Consider the following 23,446-nt stretch of genomic DNA (forward strand, 5'->3'; position numbering starts at 1 on the left):
GGGCTCCTTCTTTACCCCGCTGCGCAGAGCACGCCGTGTCCGCGAGCAGCGAGAGCAACAACGTAACGTTTACTTCCCGAACTCGCGCCCAAGCTCCTCGGCGCGTTTCTGTGCCGCGAACAGCGCCTCTTCGAACTTGGCTTTCACGCCCGCCGCGTCCATTGACGTGAGCGCCGCGTAGGTCGTGCCGCCTTTGGAGGTGACGCGCTCGCGCAGCGTCTGCGGCGGATCGTCCGAGCGCTGGGCCAGGGTGGCCGCGCCGACGAAGGTGCCCACCGCGAGCTGGTAGGCCACCTCGGGCGGCAGGCCCATGCGGGTACCCGCGTCGCGCATGGCTTCGAGGAAATAGAACACGTAGGCCGGGCCCGAGCCGGAGAGCGCGGTCACGGCGTCGAGCTGGGCTTCCTGCGCCACCCACACCAGGTCGCCGGTGGTCTTCACCACGGCCTCCACCAGCGCGCGGTCGGCCTCGCTGGCGCCCGCGCGGGCGAACAGGCCGGTCATGCCCAGGCCGACCAGGGCCGGGGTGTTGGGCATGGCGCGCACGATGCGCTGCGTCTGCAGCCAGCCGGCCATGCTCTCGCTGGTGATGCCGGCGGCCACGCTCAGGTGCAGCGCGTCCTTCAGGTGCGGCGCGCTGGCCAGCGCCGCTTCCTTGAAGGTCTGCGGCTTCACGGCCCAGACCACCAGGCCCGAGGGCCGCAGCGCCGGGCCGGCCGCCGGCAGCACGCTGACGCCGGGGAACTGCTGCGCCAGCTTCGCGCGTTGCTCGTCCCAGGGTTCGACGATCTGCAGGGCGCTGGCAGGGTGGCCCTGGCGGACCAGGCCGCCGACGATGGCGCTGGCCATGTTGCCGCCGCCGATGAAGGTGATGGTGGGGTGGGTGGAGGTGTTGCTCATTGCGCCATTGTCGCGCGTGGGATCAGGGCGCGACGGTCTGGCGCACCGCGTGCTCCCACTGCGCCATTTTTTCGGCCGCGCGTTCGCGCGAGAGCGTGGGGTGGAAGGTGCGTTCGGCGCGCCATTGTTTCGAGAGCTCGTCCAGCCCGCCGTACACGCCGCTGTGCAGGCCGGCGAGGTAGGCCGCACCGAGCGCTGTGGTCTCGATCACCGCCGGCCGCACCACCGGGATGCCCAGCAGGTCGGCCTGGATCTGCATCAGCAGGTTGTTCGCGCAGGCCCCGCCGTCCACGCGCAGTTCGCTCACCGGCACACCGCCCGCGGCCACCGCGTCGCGGCTCATGGCGTCGAGCAGGGCCGCGCTCTGGAAGGCGATGCTCTCCAGCGCGGCGCGCGCGATGTGGGCCATGGTGGTGCCGCGCGTGAGGCCGGTGATGCTCCCCCGCGCCTCGGGCTGCCAGTAGGGCGCGCCCAGGCCGGTGAAGGCCGGCACCAGCACCACGCCGCCGGCGTCGGGCACGCTCTCGGCGAGCGACTGCACCTCGCTGCTGGAGGGGATCGCCTTCAGGCCGTCGCGCAGCCACTGGACCACGGCGCCGCCGATGAAGACGCTGCCTTCCAGCGCGTACTGTTGTGGCCCCGGTGGTTGAGCGGTGGCCGTGGTGATGAGGCCGTTCTCGCTGACCTGGAAACGCTCGCCGGTGTGCATCAGCATGAAGCAGCCGGTGCCGTAGGTGTTCTTGGCCATGCCGGCGGTGAAGCAGGCCTGGCCGAAGAGCGCGCTCTGCTGGTCGCCAGCCACGCCGCCGATCTCCAGCGGAGCGCCCAGCCACTCGGCCTTCATGCGGCCGAACGCCGCGCTGGAGGGCAGGGCCTCGGGCATCAGGCGCTTGGGAATGTCGAGCAGGGCGAGCAGCTCGTCGTCCCACTCACGCGTGTGGACGTTGAAGAGCATGGTGCGCGAGGCATTGCTCACGTCGGTGACGTGGCGCTCGCCGCCGGTGAGCTGCCAGATCAGCCAGCTGTCCACGGTGCCGAAGGCGAGCTCGCCGCGTTCGGCCTGCTCGCGCGCCCCGGGCACGTTGTCCAGGATCCACTTGAGCTTGGTGCCGGAGAAGTAGGCGTCGATGCGCAGGCCGGTCTTCTGCAGCACGGTATCGCTCGCTCCGCGTTCGCGCAATTCAGCGCAGGTGCTTTCGGCGCGGCGGTCCTGCCAGACGATGGCGTTGTACACGGGCTCGCCGGTCTGGCGGTTCCACACCAGCGTGGTCTCGCGCTGGTTGGTGATGCCCACGGCCTGGATCTGGTCGGCGCGCAGCTTCGCCTGCTTCAATGCCTCGCGCGCGGTTTCCAGTTGGGTCTGCCAGAGGTCGCGCGGGTCGTGTTCGACCCAGCCGGGCTGCGGGTAGATCTGGCGGAACTCGCGCTGCGCCATGGTGACCACGCGGCCCTGGCGGTCGAACACGATGCTGCGCGAGCTGGAGGTGCCCTGGTCGAGGGCGAGCAGGTAGGTCATGGCGTCTTCCGGGAGAACAGCGGTGGTCAGGCGTTGTCGGTGTCGACACCGGCGCGCACGCACTCGACGTTGGCCTGGGCCAGCAGCTCGTCGAACGGCGACGGCGGCGCCAGGTCGGTGAACACCACGTCGATGTCGTCCAGCCGGGCCAGCTCGACCATGGCAGGGCGGTTGAACTTGCTGTGGTCGGCGGCCAGCCAGACCTCGCGCGACTGCTCGACGATGGCGCGCGCCACCTTCACCTCGCGGTAGTCGAAGTCGCGCAGCGTGCCGTCGGCCTCGATGCCGCTGATGCCGATCAGGCCGATGTCGACCCGGAACTGGCGCATGAAGTCCACCGTGGCCTCGCCCACGATGCCCTGGTCGGCGCCGCGCACCAGGCCGCCGGCCACGATCACCTCGCAGTCGGGGTTGGTGCTCATGAGCGAGGCGATGTGCAGGTTGTTGGTGATCACGCGCAGCCCCCGGTGGTGCTGCAGCTCGCGCGCCACGGCCTCGATGGTGGTGCCGATGTTCATGATCAGCGAGCAGCCGTTGGGCACTCGCCGGGCGACGGCGCGGGCGATGCGCGTCTTGGCGTCGGCTTGCATGGCCTGGCGCTGGCGGTAGGCGATGTTCTCGGTGGTCGAGCCCGGCTGCCGCACCCCGCCGTGAAAACGCGAAAGCAGGCCCGCCTCGGCCAGGCGCTGCACGTCGCGGCGCACGGTCTGCAGCGTGACGCCGAAGCGCTCGGCCAGGGCTTCGATGGTCTGCGGACCGTGGGCGCGCACTTCGTCGAGCAGCTGGGTGTGGCGGGGGTTCAGGTTCATCGGGCGGCGGGTCGTGGGTGAAAAGGCCACCCGAACATAACGGAATTCCCTTGTGCGCCTTCTCAGGGTAAGTACCGAATAAAAAGGAACATAAACGAACAGCATAATCGGCGAAACGAATCGCCGCCTGCTTTCGGGTGTGCGCTTTTTCACATCGGAATCCGAATGCAGCTGTCACTGGAGCACGTGGGCAAAACCGTGGGGCCAACCGCCCACCTCTATCCCCTGAGCCTGAGCCTGGCGCCGCGGGAGGTGACGGTGTTGCTGGGCGCCACCCAGGCCGGCAAGACCAGCCTGATGCGGGTGATGGCGGGCCTGGACACGGCGAGCGTGGGCCGGGTGCTGGCCGACGGGGTGGACGTGACGCGGGTGCCGGTGCGCCAGCGCAACGTGGCCATGGTCTACCAGCAGTTCGTCAACTACCCCTCGATGACGGTGGCGCAGAACATCGCCTCGCCCATGCGCCTGCGTGGCGAGCGCGGTGTGGACCAGCGCGTGCGCGAGCTGGCCGCGCGCCTGCACATCGAGCCTTTCCTGGACCGCCTGCCGGCCGAACTCTCGGGCGGCCAGCAGCAGCGTGTGGCGCTGGCGCGGGCGTTGGCCAAGCAGGCACCGCTCATGCTGTTCGACGAACCCCTGGTCAACCTGGACTACAAGCTGCGCGAAGAGTTGCGCGAGGAGCTCACCCACCTGTTCGCCACCAGCGATTCCACCGTGGTCTACGCCACCACCGAGCCGGGCGAGGCCTTGCTGCTCGGCGGGCACACGGCGGTGATGGACGCGGGCGAACTGCTGCAGTACGGCCCCACGGCCGAGGTGTTCCATGCGCCGAAGAGCATCCGCGTGGCGCGCGCTTTCAGCGACCCGCCCATGAACCTGATGGCCGCGGACGCGGTCGCTGGCGGGGTGCGGGTGCAAGGCGGCGAGGTCTGGCCCCTGGCCTTGCCGGCCGACGCGCCCGCGCGGCTCACGCTTGGCCTGCGCGCGGGTGGCCTGCGCGTGGTGCAGCGGCCCGGCGACGTGGCGGTGCCCGGGCGCGTGGAGCTGGCCGAGATCGCGGGCTCGGACACCTTCGTGCACGTGCACACGGCGGTGGGCGACCTGGTGGCCCAGCTCACCGGCGTGCACGACTGCCCGCTGGGCGACCCCATCACGCTGTACCTGCTGCCCGACCAGCTGTTCGTCTTCGATGCCGAGGGCCCGCTGGTGCAGGCGCCGAAGCGGCCGGGGAGGGTGGGCTGATGGCGCGCATCGAACTCGATCTGGCGCACGCCTACCGGCCCAACCCGAAGGCGGACGAGGACTACGCGCTGCTGCCGCTGCAGATGACCTTCGAGGACGGCGGTGCCTACGCCCTGCTCGGGCCTTCGGGCTGCGGCAAGACCACCATGCTCAACATCATGTCGGGCCTGCTGGTGCCTTCGCAGGGCACGGTGCGCTTCAACGGCGTGGACGTGACGCGCCAGAGCCCGCAGCAGCGCAACATCGCCCAGGTGTTCCAGTTCCCGGTGATCTACGACACCATGACCGTGGCGCAGAACCTCGCGTTCCCCTTGCGCAACCGCAAGGTGCCCGAGGCCGAGATCAAGGACCGCGTGGGCCGCATCGCCGAGATGCTGGAGATGAGCCACCAGCTCGATCAGCGCGCCGCCGGCCTGTCCGCCGACCAGAAGCAGAAGATCTCGCTCGGTCGGGGCCTGGTGCGCTCGGACGTGTCGGCCGTGCTGTTCGACGAGCCCCTGACCGTGATCGACCCGCACCTGAAATGGCAGCTGCGGCGCAAGCTCAAGCAGATCCACCACGAACTCAAGCTCACGCTGATCTACGTGACGCACGATCAGGTGGAGGCGCTGACCTTCGCCGACGAGGTGGTGGTGATGACGCGCGGGCGCGCCGTGCAGGTGGGCGCGGCGGCGGCGCTGTTCGAGCGGCCGGCGCACACCTTCGTGGGCCACTTCATCGGCTCGCCCGGCATGAACTTCCTGCCCGCGACCAGTGTGCGCGGCGGCGTGGTGGTGCTGGAGCATCCGCTGGCGCTGACCAACGGCCAGGTGCTGCCCGAAGGGCCGGTCCAGCTCGGCATCCGCCCCGAGTACCTGGCGATCGGCCAGGCCGGTGAGCCCGACACGCTGCCCGCGACGGTGACGCGCGTGCAGGACATCGGTACCTACGTGATGGTGAGCTGCGAGGCGGGCGGGCACCGCCTCAAGTGCCGGCTGGCGCCCGAGGCCACCGCGCCGGCGGTGGGCGAGACCGTGCAACTGCGCGTGCTGGGGCGGCACACCTGCTTCTACAAGGACGAGGTGCTGATCGCATGAGCAATACGACCAAACCCGTGAACCAGAAGGCCTGGTGGCTGGTGCTGCCGGTGATCCTCTGCGTGGCCTTCTCGGCCGTGCTGCCGCTGATGACGGTGGTGAACTACTCGGTGCAGGACGTGCTCTCGCCCGACCGGCGCGTGTTCGTGGGCACCGAATGGTTCGCTGCGGTGATGCGCGATGAAGAGCTGCACCTGGCGCTGTGGCGGCAGATCCAGTTCTCGCTCGCGGTGCTGCTGGTGGAGATCCCGCTGGGCATCGCGCTGGCGCTGTCCATGCCGGCGCAGGGCTGGAAATCGTCGGCTGTGCTGGTGCTGGTGGCGCTGTCGCTGCTGATCCCGTGGAACGTGGTGGGCACCATCTGGCAGATCTTCGGCCGCGCCGACATCGGCCTCATGGGCTACTTCCTGCAGTGGGCCGGCATGGACTACAGCTACACCGGCAACCCGGTGCACGCCTGGTGGACGGTGCTGATCATGGACGTGTGGCACTGGACGCCGCTGGTGGCGCTGCTGGCCTTCGCGGGGCTGCGCAGCATCCCCGACGCCTACTACCAGGCCGCCAGCATCGACGGCGCGAGCAAGTGGGCGGTGTTCCGCTACATCCAGCTGCCCAAGATGCGCGGCGTGCTGATGATCGCGGTGCTGTTGCGCTTCATGGACAGCTTCATGATCTACACCGAGCCCTTCGTGCTCACCGGCGGCGGCCCCGGCAACGCCACCACCTTCCTCTCGCAGTACCTCACCACCAAGGCGGTCGGCCAGTTCGACCTCGGCCCGGCGGCGGCGTTCTCGCTGATCTACTTCCTCATCATCCTGCTGTTCTGCTTCGTGCTCTACAACTGGATGCAGAGCCTGGGCACGTCGGAGAAGGAGCAGGGTCATGGATAAGCGCCGCTTCCGGGCGAGGACGCTGTTCCTCATCGCCTACCTGATCTTCGCGCTCCTGCCCATCTACTGGATGGTCAACATGAGCTTCAAGACCAACCAGGAAATCCTCTCGTCCTTCACGCTGTGGCCGGCCGAGTTCACCTGGGCCAACTACCGGACCATCTTCACCGACCCGTCCTGGTACTCGGGCTACATCAACAGCCTGATCTACGTCGGCATCAACACCGTGATCTCGCTCACCGTGGCGCTGCCGGCGGCCTACGCGTTCTCGCGCTACCGCTTCCTGGGCGACAAGCACGTGTTCTTCTGGTTGCTCACCAACCGCATGACGCCGCCGGCCGTGTTCCTGCTGCCCTTCTTCCAGCTCTACACCACGCTGGGCCTGATGGACACGCACATCGCCGTGGCCATGGCGCACCTGCTGTTCAACGTGCCGCTGGCGGTGTGGATCCTGGAAGGCTTCATGAGCGGCATTCCGCGCGAGATCGACGAGACGGCCTACATCGACGGCTACAGCTTCCCGCGCTTCTTCTTCACGATCTTCCTGCCGCTGATCAAGGCCGGGGTGGGGGTGGCGGCGTTCTTCTGCTTCATGTTCAGCTGGGTCGAGCTGCTGCTGGCGCGCACGCTCACCAGCGTGAACGCCAAGCCCATCGTGGCGACGATGACGCGCACGGTGAGCGCCAGCGGCATGGACTGGGCCACGCTGGCCGCGGCCGGCGTGCTCACCATCGTGCCGGGCGCCATCGTCATCTGGTTTGTGCGGCACTACATCGCGAAGGGCTTCGCGATGGGTCGCGTCTGAGGAGATCGACATGTTCCAGTGGATGGTTTGGACGACGCCGGTGGCGGTGTTCTTCACCTGCATCGCGCTCATGCTCGCGGGCATGACGCTGTGGGAGGTCAAAGCGCCGACGATCGAGCGCAAAGGCTTCCTGCCCATGGTCACCTCGCGCGGCGACCGCCTGTTCATCGGCTTGCTGGGCGCGGCCTACATCAACCTGGCCTTCATCGGCCTGGCGGGCTGGTTCGCTCAGTGGTTCTCGCTCGAGCAGGAGCCCAGCATCTGGATCGCCTTCGTGCTCTCCATGGGCTGGCTGGTGCTGGTGATGCGCAAGGGCTGACCGCGCCGTTTTTCTTCGTGGATTCGGCCCAATGCTTCCCCGGGGCCGAGATCTCTCACACACCGGGGAAGCGCACCGCTAGAGGAGACAACATGAAATTGCGACACACCACCCTGGCCATGGCCGCGTTGTTGGCCATGGGAGCCTTGCCCGCGTGGGCCGACGAGGCCGCCGCCAAGAAGTGGATCGACAGCGAGTTCCAGCCCTCCACCCTCACCAAGGCCCAGCAGGCGGCCGAGATGAAGTGGTTCATCGACGCGGCCGCCAAGCTCAAGGCCAAGGGCGTGAAAGAGATTTCGGTGGTGTCGGAAACCATCACCACGCACGAGTACGAGAGCAAGACGCTGGCCAAGGCTTTCGCCGAGATCACTGGCATTACTGTCAAGCACGACCTGATCCAGGAAGGCGACGTGGTCGAGAAGCTGCAGACCTCGATGCAGTCGGGCAAGTCCATCTACGACGGCTGGATCAGCGACTCCGACCTGATCGGTACGCACTACCGCTACGGCAAGATGATGAACCTGACCGACTACATGGCCGGCAAGGGCAAGGAGTACACCAACCCCGGCCTGGACATCAAGGACTTCATCGGCACCAGCTTCACCACCGCGCCCGACAAGAAGCTTTACCAGCTGCCCGACCAGCAGTTCGCCAACCTCTACTGGTTCCGCGCCGACCTGTTCGACCGCAAGGACCTGAAGGACAAGTTCAAGGCCAAGTACGGCTACGACCTGGGCGTGCCGCTGAACTGGAGCGCGTACGAAGACATCGCCGAGTTCTTCACCAACGACGTCAAGACCATCGACGGCAAGCCGATCTACGGCCACATGGACTACGGCAAGAAGGACCCGTCGCTGGGCTGGCGCTTCACCGACGCCTGGCTGTCCATGGCCGGCACCGCCGACATCGGCATCCCCAACGGCAAGCCGGTGGACGAATGGGGCATCCGCGCCTCGGCCGACGGCTGCAACCCGCAGGGCGCCAGCGTCTCGCGCGGCGGCGCCACCAACTCGCCGGCCGCCGTCTACGCCCTCACCAAGTACATCGACTGGATGAAGAAGTACGCGCCCAAGGACGCCACCGGCATGACCTTCGGCGAAGCCGGCCCTGTGCCCGCGCAGGGCCAGATCGCGCAGCAGATCTTCTGGTACACCGCCTTCACCGCCGACATGACCAAACCCGGGCTGCCGGTGGTCAACGCCGACGGCACACCCAAGTGGCGCATGGCGCCCGGCCCGAACGGTCCGTACTGGAAGCAGGGCATGCAGAACGGCTACCAGGATGTGGGCTCCTGGTCGTTCTTCAACGGCCATGATGAAAACAAGACCGCGGCGGCCTGGCTGTACGCGCAGTTCGTGACCGCCAAGACCACCTCGCTGAAGAAGACCATCGTGGGCCTGACCCCGATCCGCGAGAGCGACATCCAGAGCAAGGCCATGACCGACCTCGCGCCCAAGCTGGGCGGCCTGGTCGAGTTCTACCGCAGCCCGGCCCGCGTGGCCTGGACGCCCACTGGCACCAACGTGCCCGACTACCCCAAGCTCGCGCAGCTCTGGTGGCAGAACGTGGCCCAGGCCGTGACCGGCGAGAAGACGCCCCAGGCCGCCATGGACAACCTGGCCGAGCAGATGGACCAGGTCATGAGCCGCCTGGAGCGCGCCGGCATGGAGCGTTGCGCGCCCAAGCTCAACCCCAAGGGTGATCCCAACAAGTACCTGAGCGACAAGGCCGCGCCCTGGAAGAAGCTGGCCAACGAAAAGCCCAAGGGAGAGACCATCGCCTACGACCAGCTGCTCAACGCATGGAAGAATGGCAAGGTCCGCTGATGTGATGCATCGGCTTTTGTAGCAACCGTCCTCCGCGCCGCCTCGGTGCGGAGGACCATCCACTCCCCCATGAAACGCGCAGAACTGCTTGAATCGCTGTCCCGCCATGGCGTCTACGACCTCGCGGTGATCGGTGGCGGCGCCACCGGCCTGGGGGTGGCGCTCGATGCGGCGCTGCGCGGTTTCTCCGTGGTGCTGCTGGAGTCGCACGATTTCGCGGGTGGCACTTCGTCCCGTTCCACCAAGCTGCTGCACGGCGGGGTGCGTTACCTGGCGCAGGGCAACCTGGCCCTGGTGCGCGAAGCCCTGGCCGAGCGCGCCACGGTGCTGCGCATCGCGCCCCACCTGGCGCAGCCGCTGCCCTTCGTCATGCCGTCCTACCGCTGGTGGCAGACGCCGTTCTATGGCCTCGGCCTCAAGCTGTACGACCTGCTGGCCGGCAGCGCGGGCCTGGGGCGCACCGAGTTTCTCGGCCGGGAGGAGGTGCTGCAGGCCTTGCCCGGCGTCAAGTCCGGTGGCCTGCGGGGCGGGGTGAAGTACTGGGACGGCCAGTTCGACGACGCCCGCCTGGCGCTCGCGCTGGCGCGCAGCGCCGAGGCGGCGGGTGCCCGTGTGCTGAATTACGCCGAGGTCACGGCGGTGCGCCAGCTCGCGGGCGCCGATCAGCCGATGTCGGTGCTGGACGTGACCGACCGGCGCGGCGGCGCCACCTTCCCCTTGCAGGCCCGTTGCGTGGTCAATGCCACGGGCGTCTGGGTGGATGCCCTGCGCGACCGCACCCGGCCGCCGGTGAACCAGGGCGGCACGCCCTCCCACATGGTCAGCCCCAGCCAGGGCGTGCACGTGGTGGTGGACCGCGACTTCCTGCCCGGCGGCCATGCCCTGCTGGTGCCCAAGACCCGCGATGGCCGGGTGCTGTTCGCCGTGCCCTGGCTCGGCAAGCTGGTGCTGGGCACGACCGACACCCCCCGCCGCGACCTGCCGCGCGAGCCGGACGCCTTTGCCGAGGAGCTGGAATTCATCCTCAGTGAAGCCAGCCAGGCGCTGAGCCGGCCGGTGCGCCGCGAGGACATCCGCAGCCTCTGGGTCGGCCTGCGCCCCCTGGTGGCGGCGCCCGAGGCGGCCGAGGGCGGTACCAAGGTGTTGTCACGGGAACACACCATCGTGGTGGACGCCAATGGCCTGGTCACCGTCACCGGTGGCAAATGGACCACTTACCGTGCCATGGCCGAGGACGTGCTCGACCGCTGCTTTGCCAGCCGCCTGCTGCCGCACCGTGCCGGCGGGCTGAGCGCCGGCCACGTGCTGCTGGGCGCCGGCGCCACCGCCAGCCCGGTCACCCCCTTGCATGCGGCGCCCGGTCTTCACTTATATGGCACCGAGGCGCCCGAGGTGGAGGCCTGCCCGGGGCGCACGAACCTGCTCGGCGCCGGCCTGACCGAGGCCATGGTGCGCTACGCCGCCCGGTTGGAATACGCCCAGACGGTGGAGGACGTGCTGGCCCGGCGTTGGCGGGTGCTGTTCCTGGATGCGGCCGAGGCGGCGCGCCTGGCGCCTGCCGTCGCGGCGATCCTGGCCGAAGAGCTGCCCGGCAGCGACCCGGAGATGCCGGCTTTCCTGGCTCTTTGCGCCCGCTATTTGCCAGTGTCTTCATCTGGCAGTTGACGAGGGCTGCGCATCCATGCCATAATTCGCGGCTTCGCTTGAAAAGGCGAAGAGCTATCTGCCCACCGAAGAGGGTGAGCTGGGTGCAATGCCCGGCAAACCTTCGACGACGGGCCCAAGACTGATCGCTCCTGGCCGTGGTGGCTGGGGGGATTCAAGTTGGGACTTAAATCAAATGATTCAAACGCAATCTCGACTCGATGTTGCTGACAACACGGGCGCCAAGTCCGTGATGTGCATCAAGGTGCTCGGCGGCTCCAAGCGTCGTTACGCCAGCGTGGGCGACGTCATCAAAGTCAGCATCAAGGAAGCAGCGCCCCGTGGCCGCGTCAAAAAAGGCGAGGTTTACAACGCTGTGGTGGTCCGCACCGCCAAGGGCATCCGTCGTCAGGACGGCGCTCTGATCAAATTCGACGGCAACGCAGCAGTGTTGCTCAACGCCAAGCTGGAGCCCATCGGCACCCGCATCTTCGGACCGGTCACGCGCGAACTGCGCACCGAGAAGTTCATGAAGATCGTGTCGCTGGCACCCGAGGTTCTCTGAGGACTCATCATGAACAAGATTCGTAGTGGCGATGAAGTCATCGTGATTGCCGGTCGCGACAAGGGCAAGCGCGGCAAGGTGCTGCAGCGCAGCGACGACAGCCGTCTGGTTGTCGAAGGCGTGAACCTCGTCAAGAAGCATGCCAAGCCGAACCCCATGAAGGGCATCACCGGCGGCATCATCGAAAAGACCATGCCCATCCACCAGTCCAACGTCGCCATCTTCAATGGCGCCACCGGCAAGGCGGATCGCGTGGGTATCAAGCTCCTGGCCGACGGCAAGAAAGTGCGCGTCTTCAAGTCCAGCGGCGAAGAAATCAAGGTGGCATGACCATGGCACGTTTGCAAGAAGTTTTCCGCGACACCATCGCTCCGGACCTCGTGAAGAAGTTCGGCTACAAGTCGACGATGGAAGTGCCGCGCATCACCAAGATCACGCTCAACATGGGTGTGAGCGAAGCCGTGGCCGACAAGAAGGTCATGGACAACGCCGTGGGCGACCTGACCAAGATCGCTGGCCAGAAGCCGGTGGTGACCAAGGCCCGCAAGGCCATCGCGGGTTTCAAGATCCGTGAACAGCAAGCCATCGGCTGCATGGTCACCCTGCGCGGCGCGCGCATGTACGAATTCCTGGACCGTTTCGTCACCGTGGCGCTGCCCCGTGTGCGCGACTTCCGTGGTATCTCCGGCCGTTCGTTCGACGGTCGCGGCAACTACAACGTCGGCGTCAAGGAACAGATCATTTTCCCTGAGATCGAGTACGACAAGGTCGATGCCTTGCGCGGTCTCAACATCAGCATCACGACGACCGCCAAGAACGACGAAGAGTGCAAGGCTCTTCTGGCCGGTTTCCGTTTCCCGTTCAAGAACTGAGGTGGCGCGTGGCTAAACAAGCACTACTCCAACGTGAACTCAAGCGCGAGAAGCTCGCCGCCAAGTTCGCCAAGAAATACACCGAACTGAAGGCGACGTCCAACGACGCCAAGAAGAGCGAAGAAGAACGCGATGCAGCCCGTCTGGCGCTGCAGAAGCTGCCCCGCAACGCGAACCCGACCCGCCAGCGCAACCGCTGCGAGATCACCGGTCGCCCGCGCGGTACCTTCGCCCACTTCGGCCTGGCCCGTGCCAAGGTTCGTGAAATGGCGTTTGCCGGTGAAATCCCCGGCATCACCAAAGCCAGCTGGTAAGCATTAGGAGAACCACAAATGAGCATGAGTGATCCTATTGCTGACATGTTGACCCGCATCCGTAACGCACAGATGGTCGAAAAGGCCGTCGTGACGATGCCGGCTTCCAAGGTCAAGACCGCGATTGCCCAAGTCCTGAAGGACGAAGGCTATATCGACGGCTTCCAGGTCAAGAGCGCCGACGGCAAGAACGAACTTGAGATTTCCCTCAAGTACTACGCCGGTCGTCCCGTGATCGAGCGCATCGAGCGCGTGAGCCGTCCCGGCCTGCGCGTCTACCGTGGCCGCAACGCCATTCCCCAGGTCCAGAACGGCCTGGGCGTGGCGATCGTCACCACGCCCCAGGGCGTGATGACCGACCGCAAGGCACGCGCTACCGGTGTCGGTGGCGAAGTCCTGTGTTACGTCGCCTGATGCGGGCATTGAGGAGAAATTAATGTCACGTATTGGAAAACTGCCGATCACCGTCCCAGCTGGGGTGGAAGTCTCGGTCAAGGACAACCAGATCAACGTCAAGGGCGCCCTGGGTGCCATGGCGCTGACGCTGAACGCACTGGTCAAGTTCGAGAACAAGGCTGGCACGCTGACTTTCGTCCCCGTGGACGAATCGCGCGAAGCCAATGCCATGTCCGGCACGATGCGCCAGCTCGTCAACAACATGGTCAATGGTGTGAGCAAGGGCTTCGAGAAGAAGCTGACGCTGCTGGGCGTGGGTTACAAGGCCCAGGCACAAGGCGCCAAGCTCAACCTGACGGTCGGCTTCTCGCACCCCGTGGTGATGGACATGCCTGCCGGTATCAAGGTGGAAACCCCGACGCCGACCGAAATCCTGATCAAGGGTTCCGATCGCCAGCGCGTGGGCCAGATCGCTTCCGAGGTGCGAGCCGTTCGCCCCCCCGAGCCTTACAAGGGCAAGGGCATCCGTTATGCGGATGAGAAGGTCGTGATCAAGGAAACCAAGAAGAAATAAGGACCAGGATCATGTTGACCAAAAAAGAGCAACGTCTCCGCCGCGCCCGCCAGACGCGCATCCGCATTGCGCAACAAGGCGCCGTGCGCCTGAGCGTGAACCGCACCAACCTGCACATCTACGCCAGCGTCATCTCCGACGACGGCAGCCGTGTGCTGGCCGCTGCATCGACCGCCGAAGCCGAAGTGCGTGCCCAGATCGGTGGTGCTGGCAAGGGTGGCAACACCGCTGCTGCTGCCCTGGTGGGCAAGCGCATCGCCGAAAAGGCGAAGGCCGCCGGCATCGAGAAAGTGGCGTTTGACCGTTCCGGTTTTGCTTACCACGGCCGGGTGAAAGCCCTGGCAGACGCGGCCCGTGAAGCCGGTCTGCAGTTCTGATCAAACGGAATACACAAAATGGCTAAATTTACGGCAAACATCAACAAAGAAGCGAACGAAGACGGTCTGCGCGAGAAGATGATCGCGATCAACCGCGTGACCAAGGTGGTCAAGGGTGGTCGCATTCTCGGCTTCGCAGCGCTGACCGTGGTCGGTGATGGCGATGGCCGCGTGGGCATGGGCAAGGGCAAGGCGCGTGAAGTGCCGGTGGCCGTGCAGAAGGCCATGGAGCAGGCCCGTCGCAACATGATCAAGGTGTCGCTCAAGAACGGTTCGCTGCACCACAGCGTGCACGGCGAGCACGGCGCCTCCAACGTCATGATGCTGCCGGCCTCCAAGGGTACCGGCATCATCGCCGGCGGCCCGATGCGCGCAGTGTTTGAAGTGCTGGGCATCACCGACGTCGTGGCCAAGAGCCATGGCTCGAGCAACCCCTACAACCTGGTGCGCGCCACGCTGGACGCACTGAAGAATTCGACGACCCCCTCCGACGTGGCTGCCAAGCGTGGCAAGTCCGTCGAAGAGATCCTGGGTTGATTGGAGCGATCATGACCACTCAAAACACCGTCAAGGTTCAACTGGTGCGCAGCCCCATTGGAACCAAGCAATCCCACCGCGACACCGTTCGTGGCCTGGGCCTGCGCAAGCTCAACAGCGTCAGCGAGCTGCAGGACACGCCCGCTGTGCGCGGCATGATCAACAAGATCAGCTACCTGGTCAAAATCGTCTGATCGGAGTCACTGACATGCAACTCAACACCATCAAGCCTTCCGAAGGCGCCAAGCATGCCAAGCGCCGTGTCGGCCGCGGCATCGGTTCGGGCCTGGGCAAGACCGCGGGTCGTGGCCACAAGGGTCAGAAGTCCCGTTCGGGCGGCTATCACAAGGTTGGTTTCGAAGGCGGGCAGATGCCGCTGCAGCGCCGTCTGCCCAAGCGTGGCTTCAAGTCCGCTCAGCTGCAGTTCAACGCTGAAGTCACGCTGAGCGACCTCAACGCCCTCGAAGTGGCCGATGTCGACATGCTCGTGCTCAAGCAGGCAGGCCTCGTGCCCCACCTGGCCAAGCGCGTCAAGGTGATCAAGACCGGTGAGATCACGCGTGCCGTGACCCTCAAGGACATCACCGCGACCGCGGGTGCCAAGCAAGCCATCGAAGCCGCTGGCGGCTCGCTGGCGGCCTGATCGGACTCGAACGGGAACTTCCTGTGGCAACTGGATCCACGTCCCTGGCCAAAACCGGAAAGTTCGGCGACCTGCGTCGCCGGCTGGTGTTCCTGTTGTTGGCGTTGGTGGTCTACCGCATCGGGGCGCACATCCCCGTGCCCGGCATTGACCCCGCGCAACTGGCGCAATTGTTCCAGGGACAGCAGGGCGGCATTCTCAGCCTGTTCAACATGTTCTCGGGCGGGGCGCTCTCGCGCTTCACCGTGTTCGCGCTGGGGATCATGCCGTACATCTCGGCCTCGATCATCATGCAGCTCATGACCTACGTGGTGCCCACGTTCGAGCAGCTGAAGAAAGAGGGCGAGGCTGGTCGCCGCAAGATCACGCAGTACACGCGCTACGGCACGCTGGCTCTGGCCATTTTTCAGGCGATGGGCATTGCCCTGGCCCTGGAAGGTTCGCCCGGTCTGGTGATCGATCCCGGCATGGGCTTTCGCCTGACGGCCGTGGTCAGCCTGGTGGCCGGCACCATGTTCCTGATGTGGCTGGGTGAGCAGATCACCGAGCGTGGTCTGGGCAACGGCATCTCGATCCTGATCTTCGCGGGTATCGCGGCCGGTCTGCCGAGCGCCATTGGCGGTCTGCTGGAGCTGGTGCGCACCGGTGCCATGAACATCCTGGTGTCGATCTTCATCATCGCGCTGGTGATCCTGGTCACCTACTTCGTGGTGTTCGTGGAGCGCGGTCAGCGCAAGATCCTGGTGAATTACGCACGCCGTCAGGTGGGCAACAAGGTGTACGGCGGCCAGTCTTCCCACCTGCCGCTCAAGCTGAACATGGCTGGCGTGATCCCGCCGATCTTCGCCTCGTCCATCATCCTGCTGCCCACCACGGTGGTGAGCTGGGTGAGCACCGGTGACTCGACCCGCTGGCTGCGTGACATCGCTTCGGCCCTGTCGCCGGGACAGCCGATCTACGTGGCCTTGTACGCCGCAGCCATCGTTTTCTTCTGCTTCTTCTACACCGCACTGGTGTTCAACAGCCGCGAGACGGCCGACAACCTGAAGAAGAGCGGCGCTTTCATTCCAGGCATCCGCCCGGGTGATCAGACCGCACGCTACATCGACAAGATTTTGTTGAGGCTGACACTGGCAGGCGCTGTTTACATCACCGCCGTGTGTCTACTGCCCGAGTTCCTGATCCTGAAGTACAACGTGCCGTTCTATTTTGGCGGCACCTCCCTGTTGATCATCGTGGTGGTCACCATGGACTTCATGGCCCAGGTACAGAACTACATGATGTCGCAGCAATACGAATCGCTGCTCAAGAAGGCCAGTTTCAAAACCTCCCCTTGAACATCTTATGGCCAAGGACGATGTGATCGAGATGCAAGGTGAGGTGATTGAAAACCTCCCCAATGCGACCTTCAGGGTCAAGCTCGAAAACGGTCATGTGGTGCTGGGACACATCAGCGGCAAGATGCGGATGCATTACATCCGGATCCTGCCGGGGGACAAGGTCAAGGTAGAGCTCACGCCCTACGACCTCACCCGAGCGCGAATCGTCTTCCGCTCGAAGTGAATGGTCAGTTGTTGAATGTTTTAGGAATATCTAGGAGAAGAGAATGAGAGTTTCGGCTTCGGTCAAGAAAATGTGCCGCAACTGTAAGATCATCAAGCGGCATGGTGTCGTGCGAGTCATTTGCACCGATCCGCGTCACAAGCAGCGTCAAGGCTGATTGGTTAGTTAAGAGGACCCAACATGGCTCGTATTGCAGGCATCAACATTCCGCCGCACAAGCACGCCGAAATCGGCTTGACGGCAATCTTTGGCATCGGTCGCACCCGCGCTCGCAAGATCTGCGAAGCCTGCGGCATCGACTACGCCAAGAAGATCAAGGATCTGAGCGACGCGGAACTCGAAAAGGTGCGCGACCAGGTCGGTACGTTCACGATCGAGGGTGACCTGCGTCGTGAAACCACCATGAACATCAAGCGTTTGATGGACATCGGTTGCTACCGTGGCTTCCGCCACCGCCGTGGTCTGCCGCTGCGCGGTCAGCGCACCAAGACCAACGCCCGTACGCGCAAGGGTCCCCGCAAGGCTGCCCAGTCGCTGAAAAAATAAACGGTTAGAAGGACCCTCATGGCCAAGTCTCCCTCCAGCAGCGCAGCCGCACGCGTTCGCAAGAAAGTCCGCAAGAACGTTGCCGACGGCATTGCACACGTGCACGCCTCGTTCAACAACACGATCATCACCATCACCGACCGCCAGGGCAACGCACTGTCCTGGGCGTCGTCGGGTGGCCAGGGCTTCAAGGGCTCGCGCAAATCCACGCCTTTCGCTGCCCAGGTGGCATCGGAAGTGGCTGGCCGCGCCGCCATCGAGCAAGGCATCAAGAACCTGGACGTCGAGATCAAGGGCCCCGGTCCTGGCCGCGAATCCTCGGTGCGCGCCCTGGGCGCCCTGGGCATCCGCATCAACTCGATCTCCGACGTGACGCCGGTGCCGCACAACGGCTGCCGTCCGCAGAAGCGCCGCCGCATCTGATGCGCTACCGCGGATCGCGGTATAATTGAAGGCTTTTTTCGAGCGCCACCGCAGTCGCCTGCGGTGGCATTTTTGCTAAGCCCACCGCCATCTCCCTGTCGGGATGGCTCCCGCAACAACCGGTTGCGGCAGTGATACAAGGAAACCAACGTGGCACGTTACCTCGGCCCCAAGGCCAAACTCTCCCGCCGTGAAGGCGCCGACCTGTTGCTCAAGAGCGCCCGCCGCTCCATCAGCGACAAGGCCAAATTCGACTCCAAGCCCGGCCAGCACGGCCGCACCTCGGGCCAGCGCACCTCCGACTTCGGCGTGCAGCTGCGCGAGAAGCAGAAGGTCAAGCGCACCTACGGTGTGCTGGAACGCCAGTTCCGCCGCTACTTCGCCGAAGCCGACCGCCGCCGTGGCAACACCGGTGCGAACCTGTTGTTCCTGCTCGAAGCGCGCCTGGACAACGTGGTGTTCCGCATGGGTTTTGCCTCCACCCGCGCCGAAGCCCGCCAGATCGTGTCGCACAAGGCGATCACGGTGAACGGCCAGTCGGTCAACATCCCGTCGTACTCGGTGAAGGCCGGTGACGTGATCGCGGTGCGCGAGAAGTCCAAGAAGCAAGGTCGCGTCATTGAAGCGCTCGAACTGGCCAAGCAGATTGGCTTCCCGGCCTGGGTCGACGTGTCGACCGACAAGGTCGAAGGCGTGTTCAAGAAGTCGCCTGACCGTGACGAGTTCGGCTCCGACATCAACGAATCGCTGATCGTCGAACTGTATTCCCGTTAATTCCGTTCCCGGCCGGCATCCTCGCGGTGCGGTCGGGCCATGCTCCGTCTGCCTTATCGGTGTAACGAGCCGAGGGTCCTGAAGGAAGTTTGAATGCTGAACAATCTGCTGAAGCCCAAGACCATCAACGTCGAGCAAGTCTCGACCAATCGCGCCAAAGTCACGCTCGAGCCGTTCGAGCGCGGCTACGGCCACACGCTGGGCAACGCCCTGCGTCGGGTTCTGCTGTCGTCCATGACCGGCCACGCGCCGACCGAAGTCACCATCGCTGGTGTCGTGCACGAATACTCGTCGATCGACGGCGTGCAAGAAGACGTTGTCAACATGCTCCTGAACCTCAAGGGCGTGGTGTTCAAGCTGCACAACCGCGACGAGGTCACGCTGAGCCTGCGCAAGGACGGCGAAGGTGTCGTGACGGCTGCAGACATTCAGACGCCGCACGACGTCGAGATCGTCAACCCGGGCCACGCCATCGCGACCCTGTCGGCCGGCGCCAAGCTGGACATGCAGATCAAGGTGGAAAAGGGCCGCGGCTATGTGCCGGGCAGCCTGCGTCGCAACGACGACCAGACGCGCTCCATCGGCCGCATCGTTCTCGATGCGTCGTTCTCGCCCGTCAAGCGCGTGAGCTACACCGTGGAAAGCGCCCGCGTCGAGCAGCGCACCGACCTGGACAAGCTGGTGCTCGAGATCGAGACCAACGGCTCCATCGGCCCGGAAGAGGCGGTTCGCGCTTCGGCCAAGATCCTGGTCGAACAGCTCGCGGTGTTCGCGCAGCTCGAAGGCGTGGAACTGTCGGCCTTCGACGCGCCTGCTCAACGCAGCTCGCAGCAATTCGACCCGATCCTGCTGCGCCCTGTGGACGAGCTGGAACTGACCGTGCGCTCGGCCAACTGCCTGAAGGCCGAGAACATCTATTACATCGGTGACCTGATCCAGCGCACCGAGAACGAGCTGCTCAAGACCCCCAACCTGGGTCGCAAGTCGCTCAACGAAATCAAGGAAGTGCTTGCCTCGCGCGGCCTGACCTTGGGCATGAAGCTTGAAAACTGGCCGCCCGCCGGCCTGGACAAGCACTGAGACCGCAGCGTCTGGCCATGGAGGCCAGACCCGGACCAACTCCCAGTACCTGATACGGCTGGGGGCAAAACACTGAAAGGATGAAAAAATGCGTCACGGACACGGACTTCGCAAACTGAACCGCACCAGCGAGCACCGCCTCGCCATGCTGCGCAACATGATGAACTCGCTGCTCACGCACGAAGCCATCAAGACCACGGTGCCCAAGGCCAAAGAGCTGCGCCGTGTGGTCGAACCCATGATCACCCTGGCCAAGGAACCCACGCTGGCCAACCGCCGCCTGGCCTTCGACCGCCTGCGCGACCGCGACGTGGTCGTGAAGCTGTTCAACGAACTGGGCCCGCGCTTCAAGGCGCGTCCGGGCGGCTACACCCGCATTCTGAAGATGGGTTTCCGCGTGGGCGACAATGCGCCGATGGCACTGGTCGAACTGGTGGATCGCGCTGAAGAAGCTGCTCCGGCAGCTGACGCTGATAAAGCGTGATAGAATACAAGGCTTGACGCGGAGTGGAGCAGCCTGGTAGCTCGTTGGGCTCATAACCCAAAGGTCGCAAGTTCAAATCTTGCCTCCGCAACCAACTAAATCAAGCGCTTGCTTGTCACTGAAGCCCACGGTAACGTGGGCTTTTTTGTTTGCGCCGATGAACCAATTCAGCTTCGAATTTGACGCGCCGGGCGAACCAACGCCAACGCCTGTACCTGCTCCGTCCATCGCCCCTCGTGCACGTGCATCTCGCACGCCGCGCAGCACCGCACTGACGCTCGAGGACATGGCGCAACGCCTGGAGCAGGACCCGGACTACCGCGTCCTGCGCCGCCTTGTCCCCATCTCGGACTTCGGTCCCCCGCCACCGGCCGCGCAGACGCCGGGAGGGAGTCGGCGGGTGCTGGTGCTCGACACCGAAACCACCGGCCTTTCGCACCAGGCCGACAAGATCATCGAGCTGGCCATGCTGCTGGTGGATGTGGACCTCGCCTCGGGCCTGCCCTTCGGGCTGGTGACGCTCTTCGAGGGTTTTGAAGACCCTGGTATGCCGATTCCCGCGGTGGCGAAAGAGGTGACGGGCATCAGCGACGAGATGGTTGCGGGCCATCGGCTGGACGACGCGCAGGTTCAAGCTCTGGTGGCCCAGGCCGACCTGATCGTGGCGCACAACGCCGGCTTCGACCGTCCCTTCGTGGAGGCGCGTTTCCCCGGTTTCGCGGCCAGGAACTGGGCCTGCTCCTTCGCCGACATCGACTGGAAAGCCCTCGGCGCCGAATCGTCCAAGCTGAGCGCGCTGGCGCAGAACCATGGCTGGTTCTACGACGCCCACCGCGCGCAGGTGGACTGCCATGCCCTGCTGCAGGTGCTCTCGCGACCGCTGGGCGAGGGTCCGCTCACCGGCCTGGGCCAACTGATCGCGGTGGCGTCCCGGCCCAGCTTCAAGCTGCGCGCCACCGGCTCGCCGTTCGAGTCCAAGGACCTGCTCAAGGCCCGGGGCTACCGCTGGGACGGCGATGCCAAGGTCTGGTACTGCACCCTGGCCGACCAGGAACGCCTGGACGCCGAGCTGGAATGGCTCAAGGCGGAGGTCTACGGCGGGCGGCGCAACGCGCGCGTGGAGGTCGAGGCCCTGGATGGCCTCGTGCGCTACTCGGCCAGACCCGGAGTGGTGTCTCCAACAGCGCTGTAGAAATTCCGCTTTCCGGGCCCGACAGACTCTCCCTGTCCTTTACAGTGAACCCATGCCCCAAGCCGACGACAGCCTCTCGCCCATAGCGCCCTTGCGCCTGCCGGTGTTCCGCATGTTGTGGACCACCTGGCTCATGGCCAACATCTGCATGTGGATGAGCGAGGTGGCGGCAGCCTGGATGATGACCTCGCTGACCACCAAGCCGCTCTGGGTGGCGCTGGTGCAGACGGCTGCCACCTTGCCCGTGTTCCTGCTCGGCCTGCCCAGCGGCGCGCTGGCCGACAACCTGGACCGCAAGCGCTACTTCCTCTTCACCCAGCTGTGGGTGGCGGCGGTGGCCACCCTGCTGAGCGCCGTCATCTTCCTGGACATCATGACGCCGCCGCTGCTGCTGGTGCTGATCTTCGCCAACGGCATCGGCATGGCGATGCGCTGGCCGGTCTTCTCGGCCATCGTGCCCGAGCTCGTGCCCCGGTCGCAGCTGCCGGCGGCGCTCGGGCTCAACGGCGTGTCGATGAACGCCTCGCGCATCATCGGCCCGCTGGCCGCCGGTGCGCTGATCGCCAGCGCCGGCAGCGCCTGGGTCTTTCTGTTCAACGCGCTGCTGTCGATCGGCGCGGCGGTCATCATCAGCCGCTGGAAGCGCGAGCACATCCCGAACCCGCTGGGCCGCGAGCGCCTGGGCTCGGCGATGCGCGTGGGCCTGCAGTACGTGGCGCAGTCGTACCTGCTCAAGGGCGTGCTGCTGCGCATCTCCATCTTCTTCTTCCACTCCACCGCGCTGATGGCGCTGCTGGCCCTGATCGCGCGCGGCATGCAGGACGGCGGCGCCGGCACCTTCACCCTGCTGCTCGCGGCCATGGGCGGCGGGGCCATCGTGTCCACCGCCTTCCTGCCCCGCCTGCGCCGGCGCTACTCGCGCGATGGCCTGGTCTGGCGGGGGGCCGCGGTGCAGGCCACCGCCATGGCGGTGATGGCGGTGACCCACCAGCTCTGGATCGCCGTGCCCGCCATGTTCCTCGGTGGCGCGGCCTGGATCACCGTGGCCAACACGCTCAGCGTGTCGATCCAGATGGGCCTGCCCGACTGGGTGCGGGCGCGCGGCATGTCGATCTACCAGATGGCCATCATGGGCGGCAGTGCGGCGGGTGCGGCGCTCTGGGGCCAGGTGGCGACCTGGACCAGCGTGCCGATCTGCCTGGGCATCGCCGCCGTCAGCGGCATCGCCGCCATGACCCTGGTCAACCGCCTGATGCCCGACGCCGGGCTGGAAGACGACCTCACCCCCAAGCGCATCTTCCCCGCACCGTCGATCCCCGAGCCGCCTCGCCACGGGCATGTGATGGTGCATGTCGAGTACCGCGTCGACCCGGCCCGGGCGGCGGAATTCCGGCTCCTCATGCTCAACGAAAGCCGGCGCAGCCGCCTGCGCCATGGCGCGCTGTCCTGGGAGCTGCTGCACGACATCAACGAGCCCGGCCGTTTCGTCGAGGTCATCGTCGACGAATCCTGGACGGACCACCTGCGGCGCTTCGATCGCGTCACCGCCGCCGACGTGGCGCTGCGGGACCGCAAGCTGGCCTTTCACCTCGGTGACGAACCGCCGCGCGTCACCCGTTCCTTGATGGAAACCACCGTCTGAAGGACGGCCCGCGCGCCTGTCAGCGCGGGATCGGCTGTTCCGCCTCGGTCAGTTCGCGGCGCGCTTCGTCCAGCTTGGCCTGGCGCTCGGCCAGCTTCTTCGGATCGCCCTTCTGCTCGGCCTCGCGCAGGCTCTTCTCGCGCTCGGCCACCTTCTTCTGCGCCTGGCGGATGTCCGCGTTGCGCTCCTTCTCCAGCGTCGCTTCCGTGCAGTGCGCCTGGTTGGCGCGCAAGGCCTTCTTCAGCCCCGCCGCCTCCTGCTTGCGGCCGTGCTCGATCGCGTTGGCCAGCTGGGCCTCGATGTTCCGGCGCTTGGCCTGGCAGGCGGGCGAGGGCTCGGCGGCGAACGTCGGTGCGGCGAACACCAGCAGGGCAGAAGCGCAGCACAGGGCGGCGATGGCTTTCATGGGCGGGTCCTTCCTTGGGGATGAAGCGGCC

At 65.6% G+C, this 23,446-nt stretch carries 32 protein-coding genes and 1 tRNA gene; 28 read left to right on the plus strand and 5 right to left on the minus strand.

Features of this window, described 5'->3' with window-relative positions:
- Positions 1 to 69: 69 nt before the first annotated feature.
- Genes proC through AC07ZS_RS15375 form a run of 3 tightly spaced genes read right to left on the minus strand, consistent with a single transcriptional unit; the run spans position 70 to position 3,225 of the window.
- Complete coding sequence (proC, locus tag AC07ZS_RS15365) at positions 70 to 900, minus strand: pyrroline-5-carboxylate reductase (protein WP_494799407.1); 831 nt, start codon at positions 898 to 900, stop codon at positions 70 to 72.
- A gap of 22 nt (positions 901 to 922) precedes the next feature.
- The gene (gene glpK, locus AC07ZS_RS15370; protein ID WP_494799408.1) at positions 923 to 2,416 is read right to left on the minus strand and encodes a glycerol kinase GlpK; all 1,494 of its coding nucleotides are present in this window, start codon (positions 2,414 to 2,416) and stop codon (positions 923 to 925) included.
- Between the two features lie 26 nt (positions 2,417 to 2,442).
- On the minus strand, positions 2,443 to 3,225 hold the full coding sequence (locus AC07ZS_RS15375) for a DeoR/GlpR family DNA-binding transcription regulator (RefSeq protein WP_494799409.1): 783 nt from the start codon (positions 3,223 to 3,225) through the stop codon (positions 2,443 to 2,445).
- Between the two features lie 165 nt (positions 3,226 to 3,390).
- Here AC07ZS_RS15375 and AC07ZS_RS15380 point away from each other — a divergent pair, with 165 nt between their 5' ends.
- The 26 genes from AC07ZS_RS15380 to AC07ZS_RS15505 all read left to right on the plus strand — a co-directional run bounded on the left by AC07ZS_RS15380 (position 3,391) and on the right by AC07ZS_RS15505 (position 20,269).
- Positions 3,391 to 4,467, plus strand: a complete 1,077-nt coding sequence (locus tag AC07ZS_RS15380; RefSeq protein WP_494799410.1) for an ABC transporter ATP-binding protein — start codon at positions 3,391 to 3,393, stop codon at positions 4,465 to 4,467.
- A complete protein-coding gene (locus tag AC07ZS_RS15385) occupies positions 4,467 to 5,543 on the plus strand; it encodes an ABC transporter ATP-binding protein (RefSeq protein ID WP_494799411.1) in 1,077 nt (358 codons plus the stop codon). Before AC07ZS_RS15380 ends, AC07ZS_RS15385 begins: the two co-directional genes overlap by 1 nt.
- The gene (locus AC07ZS_RS15390; protein ID WP_382153722.1) at positions 5,540 to 6,433 is read left to right on the plus strand and encodes a carbohydrate ABC transporter permease; all 894 of its coding nucleotides are present in this window, start codon (positions 5,540 to 5,542) and stop codon (positions 6,431 to 6,433) included. Before AC07ZS_RS15385 ends, AC07ZS_RS15390 begins: the two co-directional genes overlap by 4 nt.
- Positions 6,426 to 7,238 (plus strand): carbohydrate ABC transporter permease, encoded by an 813-nt coding sequence (locus tag AC07ZS_RS15395; RefSeq protein ID WP_494799412.1) that lies wholly within the window; start codon positions 6,426 to 6,428, stop codon positions 7,236 to 7,238. The genes AC07ZS_RS15390 and AC07ZS_RS15395 overlap by 8 nt, the downstream gene beginning before the upstream one ends.
- A gap of 10 nt (positions 7,239 to 7,248) precedes the next feature.
- Positions 7,249 to 7,557: a DUF2160 domain-containing protein gene (locus tag AC07ZS_RS15400; RefSeq protein WP_382153727.1), complete on the plus strand. Its 309-nt coding sequence runs from the start codon at positions 7,249 to 7,251 to the stop codon at positions 7,555 to 7,557.
- 92 nt (positions 7,558 to 7,649) lie between these two features.
- Positions 7,650 to 9,383 (plus strand): ABC transporter substrate-binding protein, encoded by a 1,734-nt coding sequence (locus AC07ZS_RS15405; protein WP_494799413.1) that lies wholly within the window; start codon positions 7,650 to 7,652, stop codon positions 9,381 to 9,383.
- 69 nt (positions 9,384 to 9,452) lie between these two features.
- Positions 9,453 to 11,048, plus strand: coding sequence for a glycerol-3-phosphate dehydrogenase/oxidase (locus tag AC07ZS_RS15410; RefSeq protein ID WP_494799414.1), 1,596 nt, complete (start codon positions 9,453 to 9,455; stop codon positions 11,046 to 11,048).
- A gap of 175 nt (positions 11,049 to 11,223) precedes the next feature.
- Positions 11,224 to 11,592, plus strand: coding sequence for a 50S ribosomal protein L14 (gene rplN, locus AC07ZS_RS15415; protein ID WP_009514936.1), 369 nt, complete (start codon positions 11,224 to 11,226; stop codon positions 11,590 to 11,592).
- Between the two features lie 9 nt (positions 11,593 to 11,601).
- Positions 11,602 to 11,922, plus strand: coding sequence for a 50S ribosomal protein L24 (rplX, locus tag AC07ZS_RS15420; RefSeq protein WP_066267894.1), 321 nt, complete (start codon positions 11,602 to 11,604; stop codon positions 11,920 to 11,922).
- A gap of 2 nt (positions 11,923 to 11,924) precedes the next feature.
- Positions 11,925 to 12,464: a 50S ribosomal protein L5 gene (rplE, locus tag AC07ZS_RS15425; RefSeq protein ID WP_494799415.1), complete on the plus strand. Its 540-nt coding sequence runs from the start codon at positions 11,925 to 11,927 to the stop codon at positions 12,462 to 12,464.
- An 8-nt stretch (positions 12,465 to 12,472) separates the two neighbouring features.
- Complete coding sequence (gene rpsN / locus AC07ZS_RS15430; RefSeq protein WP_382153736.1) at positions 12,473 to 12,778, plus strand: 30S ribosomal protein S14; 306 nt, start codon at positions 12,473 to 12,475, stop codon at positions 12,776 to 12,778.
- A gap of 18 nt (positions 12,779 to 12,796) precedes the next feature.
- Complete coding sequence (gene rpsH / locus AC07ZS_RS15435; RefSeq protein ID WP_494799416.1) at positions 12,797 to 13,192, plus strand: 30S ribosomal protein S8; 396 nt, start codon at positions 12,797 to 12,799, stop codon at positions 13,190 to 13,192.
- A 22-nt stretch (positions 13,193 to 13,214) separates the two neighbouring features.
- Positions 13,215 to 13,748 carry a 50S ribosomal protein L6 gene (gene rplF, locus AC07ZS_RS15440; RefSeq protein WP_494799417.1) on the plus strand — a complete coding sequence of 178 codons (534 nt, stop codon included), beginning with the start codon at positions 13,215 to 13,217 and terminating at the stop codon, positions 13,746 to 13,748.
- 11 nt (positions 13,749 to 13,759) lie between these two features.
- A complete protein-coding gene (rplR, locus tag AC07ZS_RS15445) occupies positions 13,760 to 14,125 on the plus strand; it encodes a 50S ribosomal protein L18 (RefSeq protein ID WP_204735156.1) in 366 nt (121 codons plus the stop codon).
- An 18-nt stretch (positions 14,126 to 14,143) separates the two neighbouring features.
- On the plus strand, positions 14,144 to 14,662 hold the full coding sequence (gene rpsE, locus AC07ZS_RS15450) for a 30S ribosomal protein S5 (RefSeq protein ID WP_494799418.1): 519 nt from the start codon (positions 14,144 to 14,146) through the stop codon (positions 14,660 to 14,662).
- An 11-nt stretch (positions 14,663 to 14,673) separates the two neighbouring features.
- Positions 14,674 to 14,856: a 50S ribosomal protein L30 gene (gene rpmD, locus AC07ZS_RS15455; RefSeq protein ID WP_159589446.1), complete on the plus strand. Its 183-nt coding sequence runs from the start codon at positions 14,674 to 14,676 to the stop codon at positions 14,854 to 14,856.
- A 14-nt stretch (positions 14,857 to 14,870) separates the two neighbouring features.
- Positions 14,871 to 15,305 (plus strand): 50S ribosomal protein L15, encoded by a 435-nt coding sequence (gene rplO / locus AC07ZS_RS15460; protein WP_488929435.1) that lies wholly within the window; start codon positions 14,871 to 14,873, stop codon positions 15,303 to 15,305.
- Between the two features lie 23 nt (positions 15,306 to 15,328).
- A complete protein-coding gene (secY, locus tag AC07ZS_RS15465) occupies positions 15,329 to 16,642 on the plus strand; it encodes a preprotein translocase subunit SecY (RefSeq protein ID WP_494799419.1) in 1,314 nt (437 codons plus the stop codon).
- Between the two features lie 7 nt (positions 16,643 to 16,649).
- Entirely contained in the window at positions 16,650 to 16,868 is a 219-nt protein-coding gene (gene infA / locus AC07ZS_RS15470; protein WP_086118896.1) for a translation initiation factor IF-1, read from the plus strand.
- A 43-nt stretch (positions 16,869 to 16,911) separates the two neighbouring features.
- Positions 16,912 to 17,025 carry a 50S ribosomal protein L36 gene (gene rpmJ, locus AC07ZS_RS15475; protein ID WP_009514917.1) on the plus strand — a complete coding sequence of 38 codons (114 nt, stop codon included), beginning with the start codon at positions 16,912 to 16,914 and terminating at the stop codon, positions 17,023 to 17,025.
- 23 nt (positions 17,026 to 17,048) lie between these two features.
- On the plus strand, positions 17,049 to 17,414 hold the full coding sequence (gene rpsM / locus AC07ZS_RS15480; RefSeq protein WP_137917294.1) for a 30S ribosomal protein S13: 366 nt from the start codon (positions 17,049 to 17,051) through the stop codon (positions 17,412 to 17,414).
- Between the two features lie 18 nt (positions 17,415 to 17,432).
- Positions 17,433 to 17,837, plus strand: a complete 405-nt coding sequence (gene rpsK, locus AC07ZS_RS15485; protein ID WP_159589453.1) for a 30S ribosomal protein S11 — start codon at positions 17,433 to 17,435, stop codon at positions 17,835 to 17,837.
- Between the two features lie 150 nt (positions 17,838 to 17,987).
- Positions 17,988 to 18,611 (plus strand): 30S ribosomal protein S4, encoded by a 624-nt coding sequence (gene rpsD / locus AC07ZS_RS15490; protein WP_297396134.1) that lies wholly within the window; start codon positions 17,988 to 17,990, stop codon positions 18,609 to 18,611.
- A gap of 93 nt (positions 18,612 to 18,704) precedes the next feature.
- Positions 18,705 to 19,691, plus strand: a complete 987-nt coding sequence (locus tag AC07ZS_RS15495; RefSeq protein WP_494799420.1) for a DNA-directed RNA polymerase subunit alpha — start codon at positions 18,705 to 18,707, stop codon at positions 19,689 to 19,691.
- Between the two features lie 88 nt (positions 19,692 to 19,779).
- Positions 19,780 to 20,175, plus strand: a complete 396-nt coding sequence (rplQ, locus tag AC07ZS_RS15500; protein ID WP_494799421.1) for a 50S ribosomal protein L17 — start codon at positions 19,780 to 19,782, stop codon at positions 20,173 to 20,175.
- Between the two features lie 17 nt (positions 20,176 to 20,192).
- Positions 20,193 to 20,269: transfer RNA gene (locus AC07ZS_RS15505), tRNA-Met, on the plus strand.
- Here the strand turns inward: AC07ZS_RS15505 and AC07ZS_RS15510 are convergent.
- Positions 20,248 to 20,463, minus strand: coding sequence for a hypothetical protein (locus AC07ZS_RS15510; protein WP_494799422.1), 216 nt, complete (start codon positions 20,461 to 20,463; stop codon positions 20,248 to 20,250). The genes AC07ZS_RS15505 and AC07ZS_RS15510 overlap by 22 nt on opposite strands.
- Here AC07ZS_RS15510 and AC07ZS_RS15515 point away from each other — a divergent pair.
- Both AC07ZS_RS15515 and AC07ZS_RS15520 read left to right on the plus strand, forming a co-directional pair.
- Positions 20,462 to 21,367, plus strand: coding sequence for a 3'-5' exonuclease (locus AC07ZS_RS15515; RefSeq protein ID WP_494799423.1), 906 nt, complete (start codon positions 20,462 to 20,464; stop codon positions 21,365 to 21,367). The two genes, AC07ZS_RS15510 and AC07ZS_RS15515, sit on opposite strands and share 2 nt — an antisense overlap.
- A 52-nt stretch (positions 21,368 to 21,419) precedes the next feature.
- A complete protein-coding gene (locus AC07ZS_RS15520; RefSeq protein WP_494799424.1) occupies positions 21,420 to 23,009 on the plus strand; it encodes an MFS transporter in 1,590 nt (529 codons plus the stop codon).
- 19 nt (positions 23,010 to 23,028) lie between these two features.
- On the opposite strand, the gene AC07ZS_RS15525 is transcribed toward AC07ZS_RS15520, so the two are convergent.
- A complete protein-coding gene (locus AC07ZS_RS15525) occupies positions 23,029 to 23,415 on the minus strand; it encodes a DUF1090 domain-containing protein (RefSeq protein ID WP_494799425.1) in 387 nt (128 codons plus the stop codon).
- Between the last annotated feature and the right edge of the window lie 31 nt (positions 23,416 to 23,446).

It is taken from the genome of Hydrogenophaga sp. GW456-12-10-14-TSB4 (genome assembly GCF_059424305.1).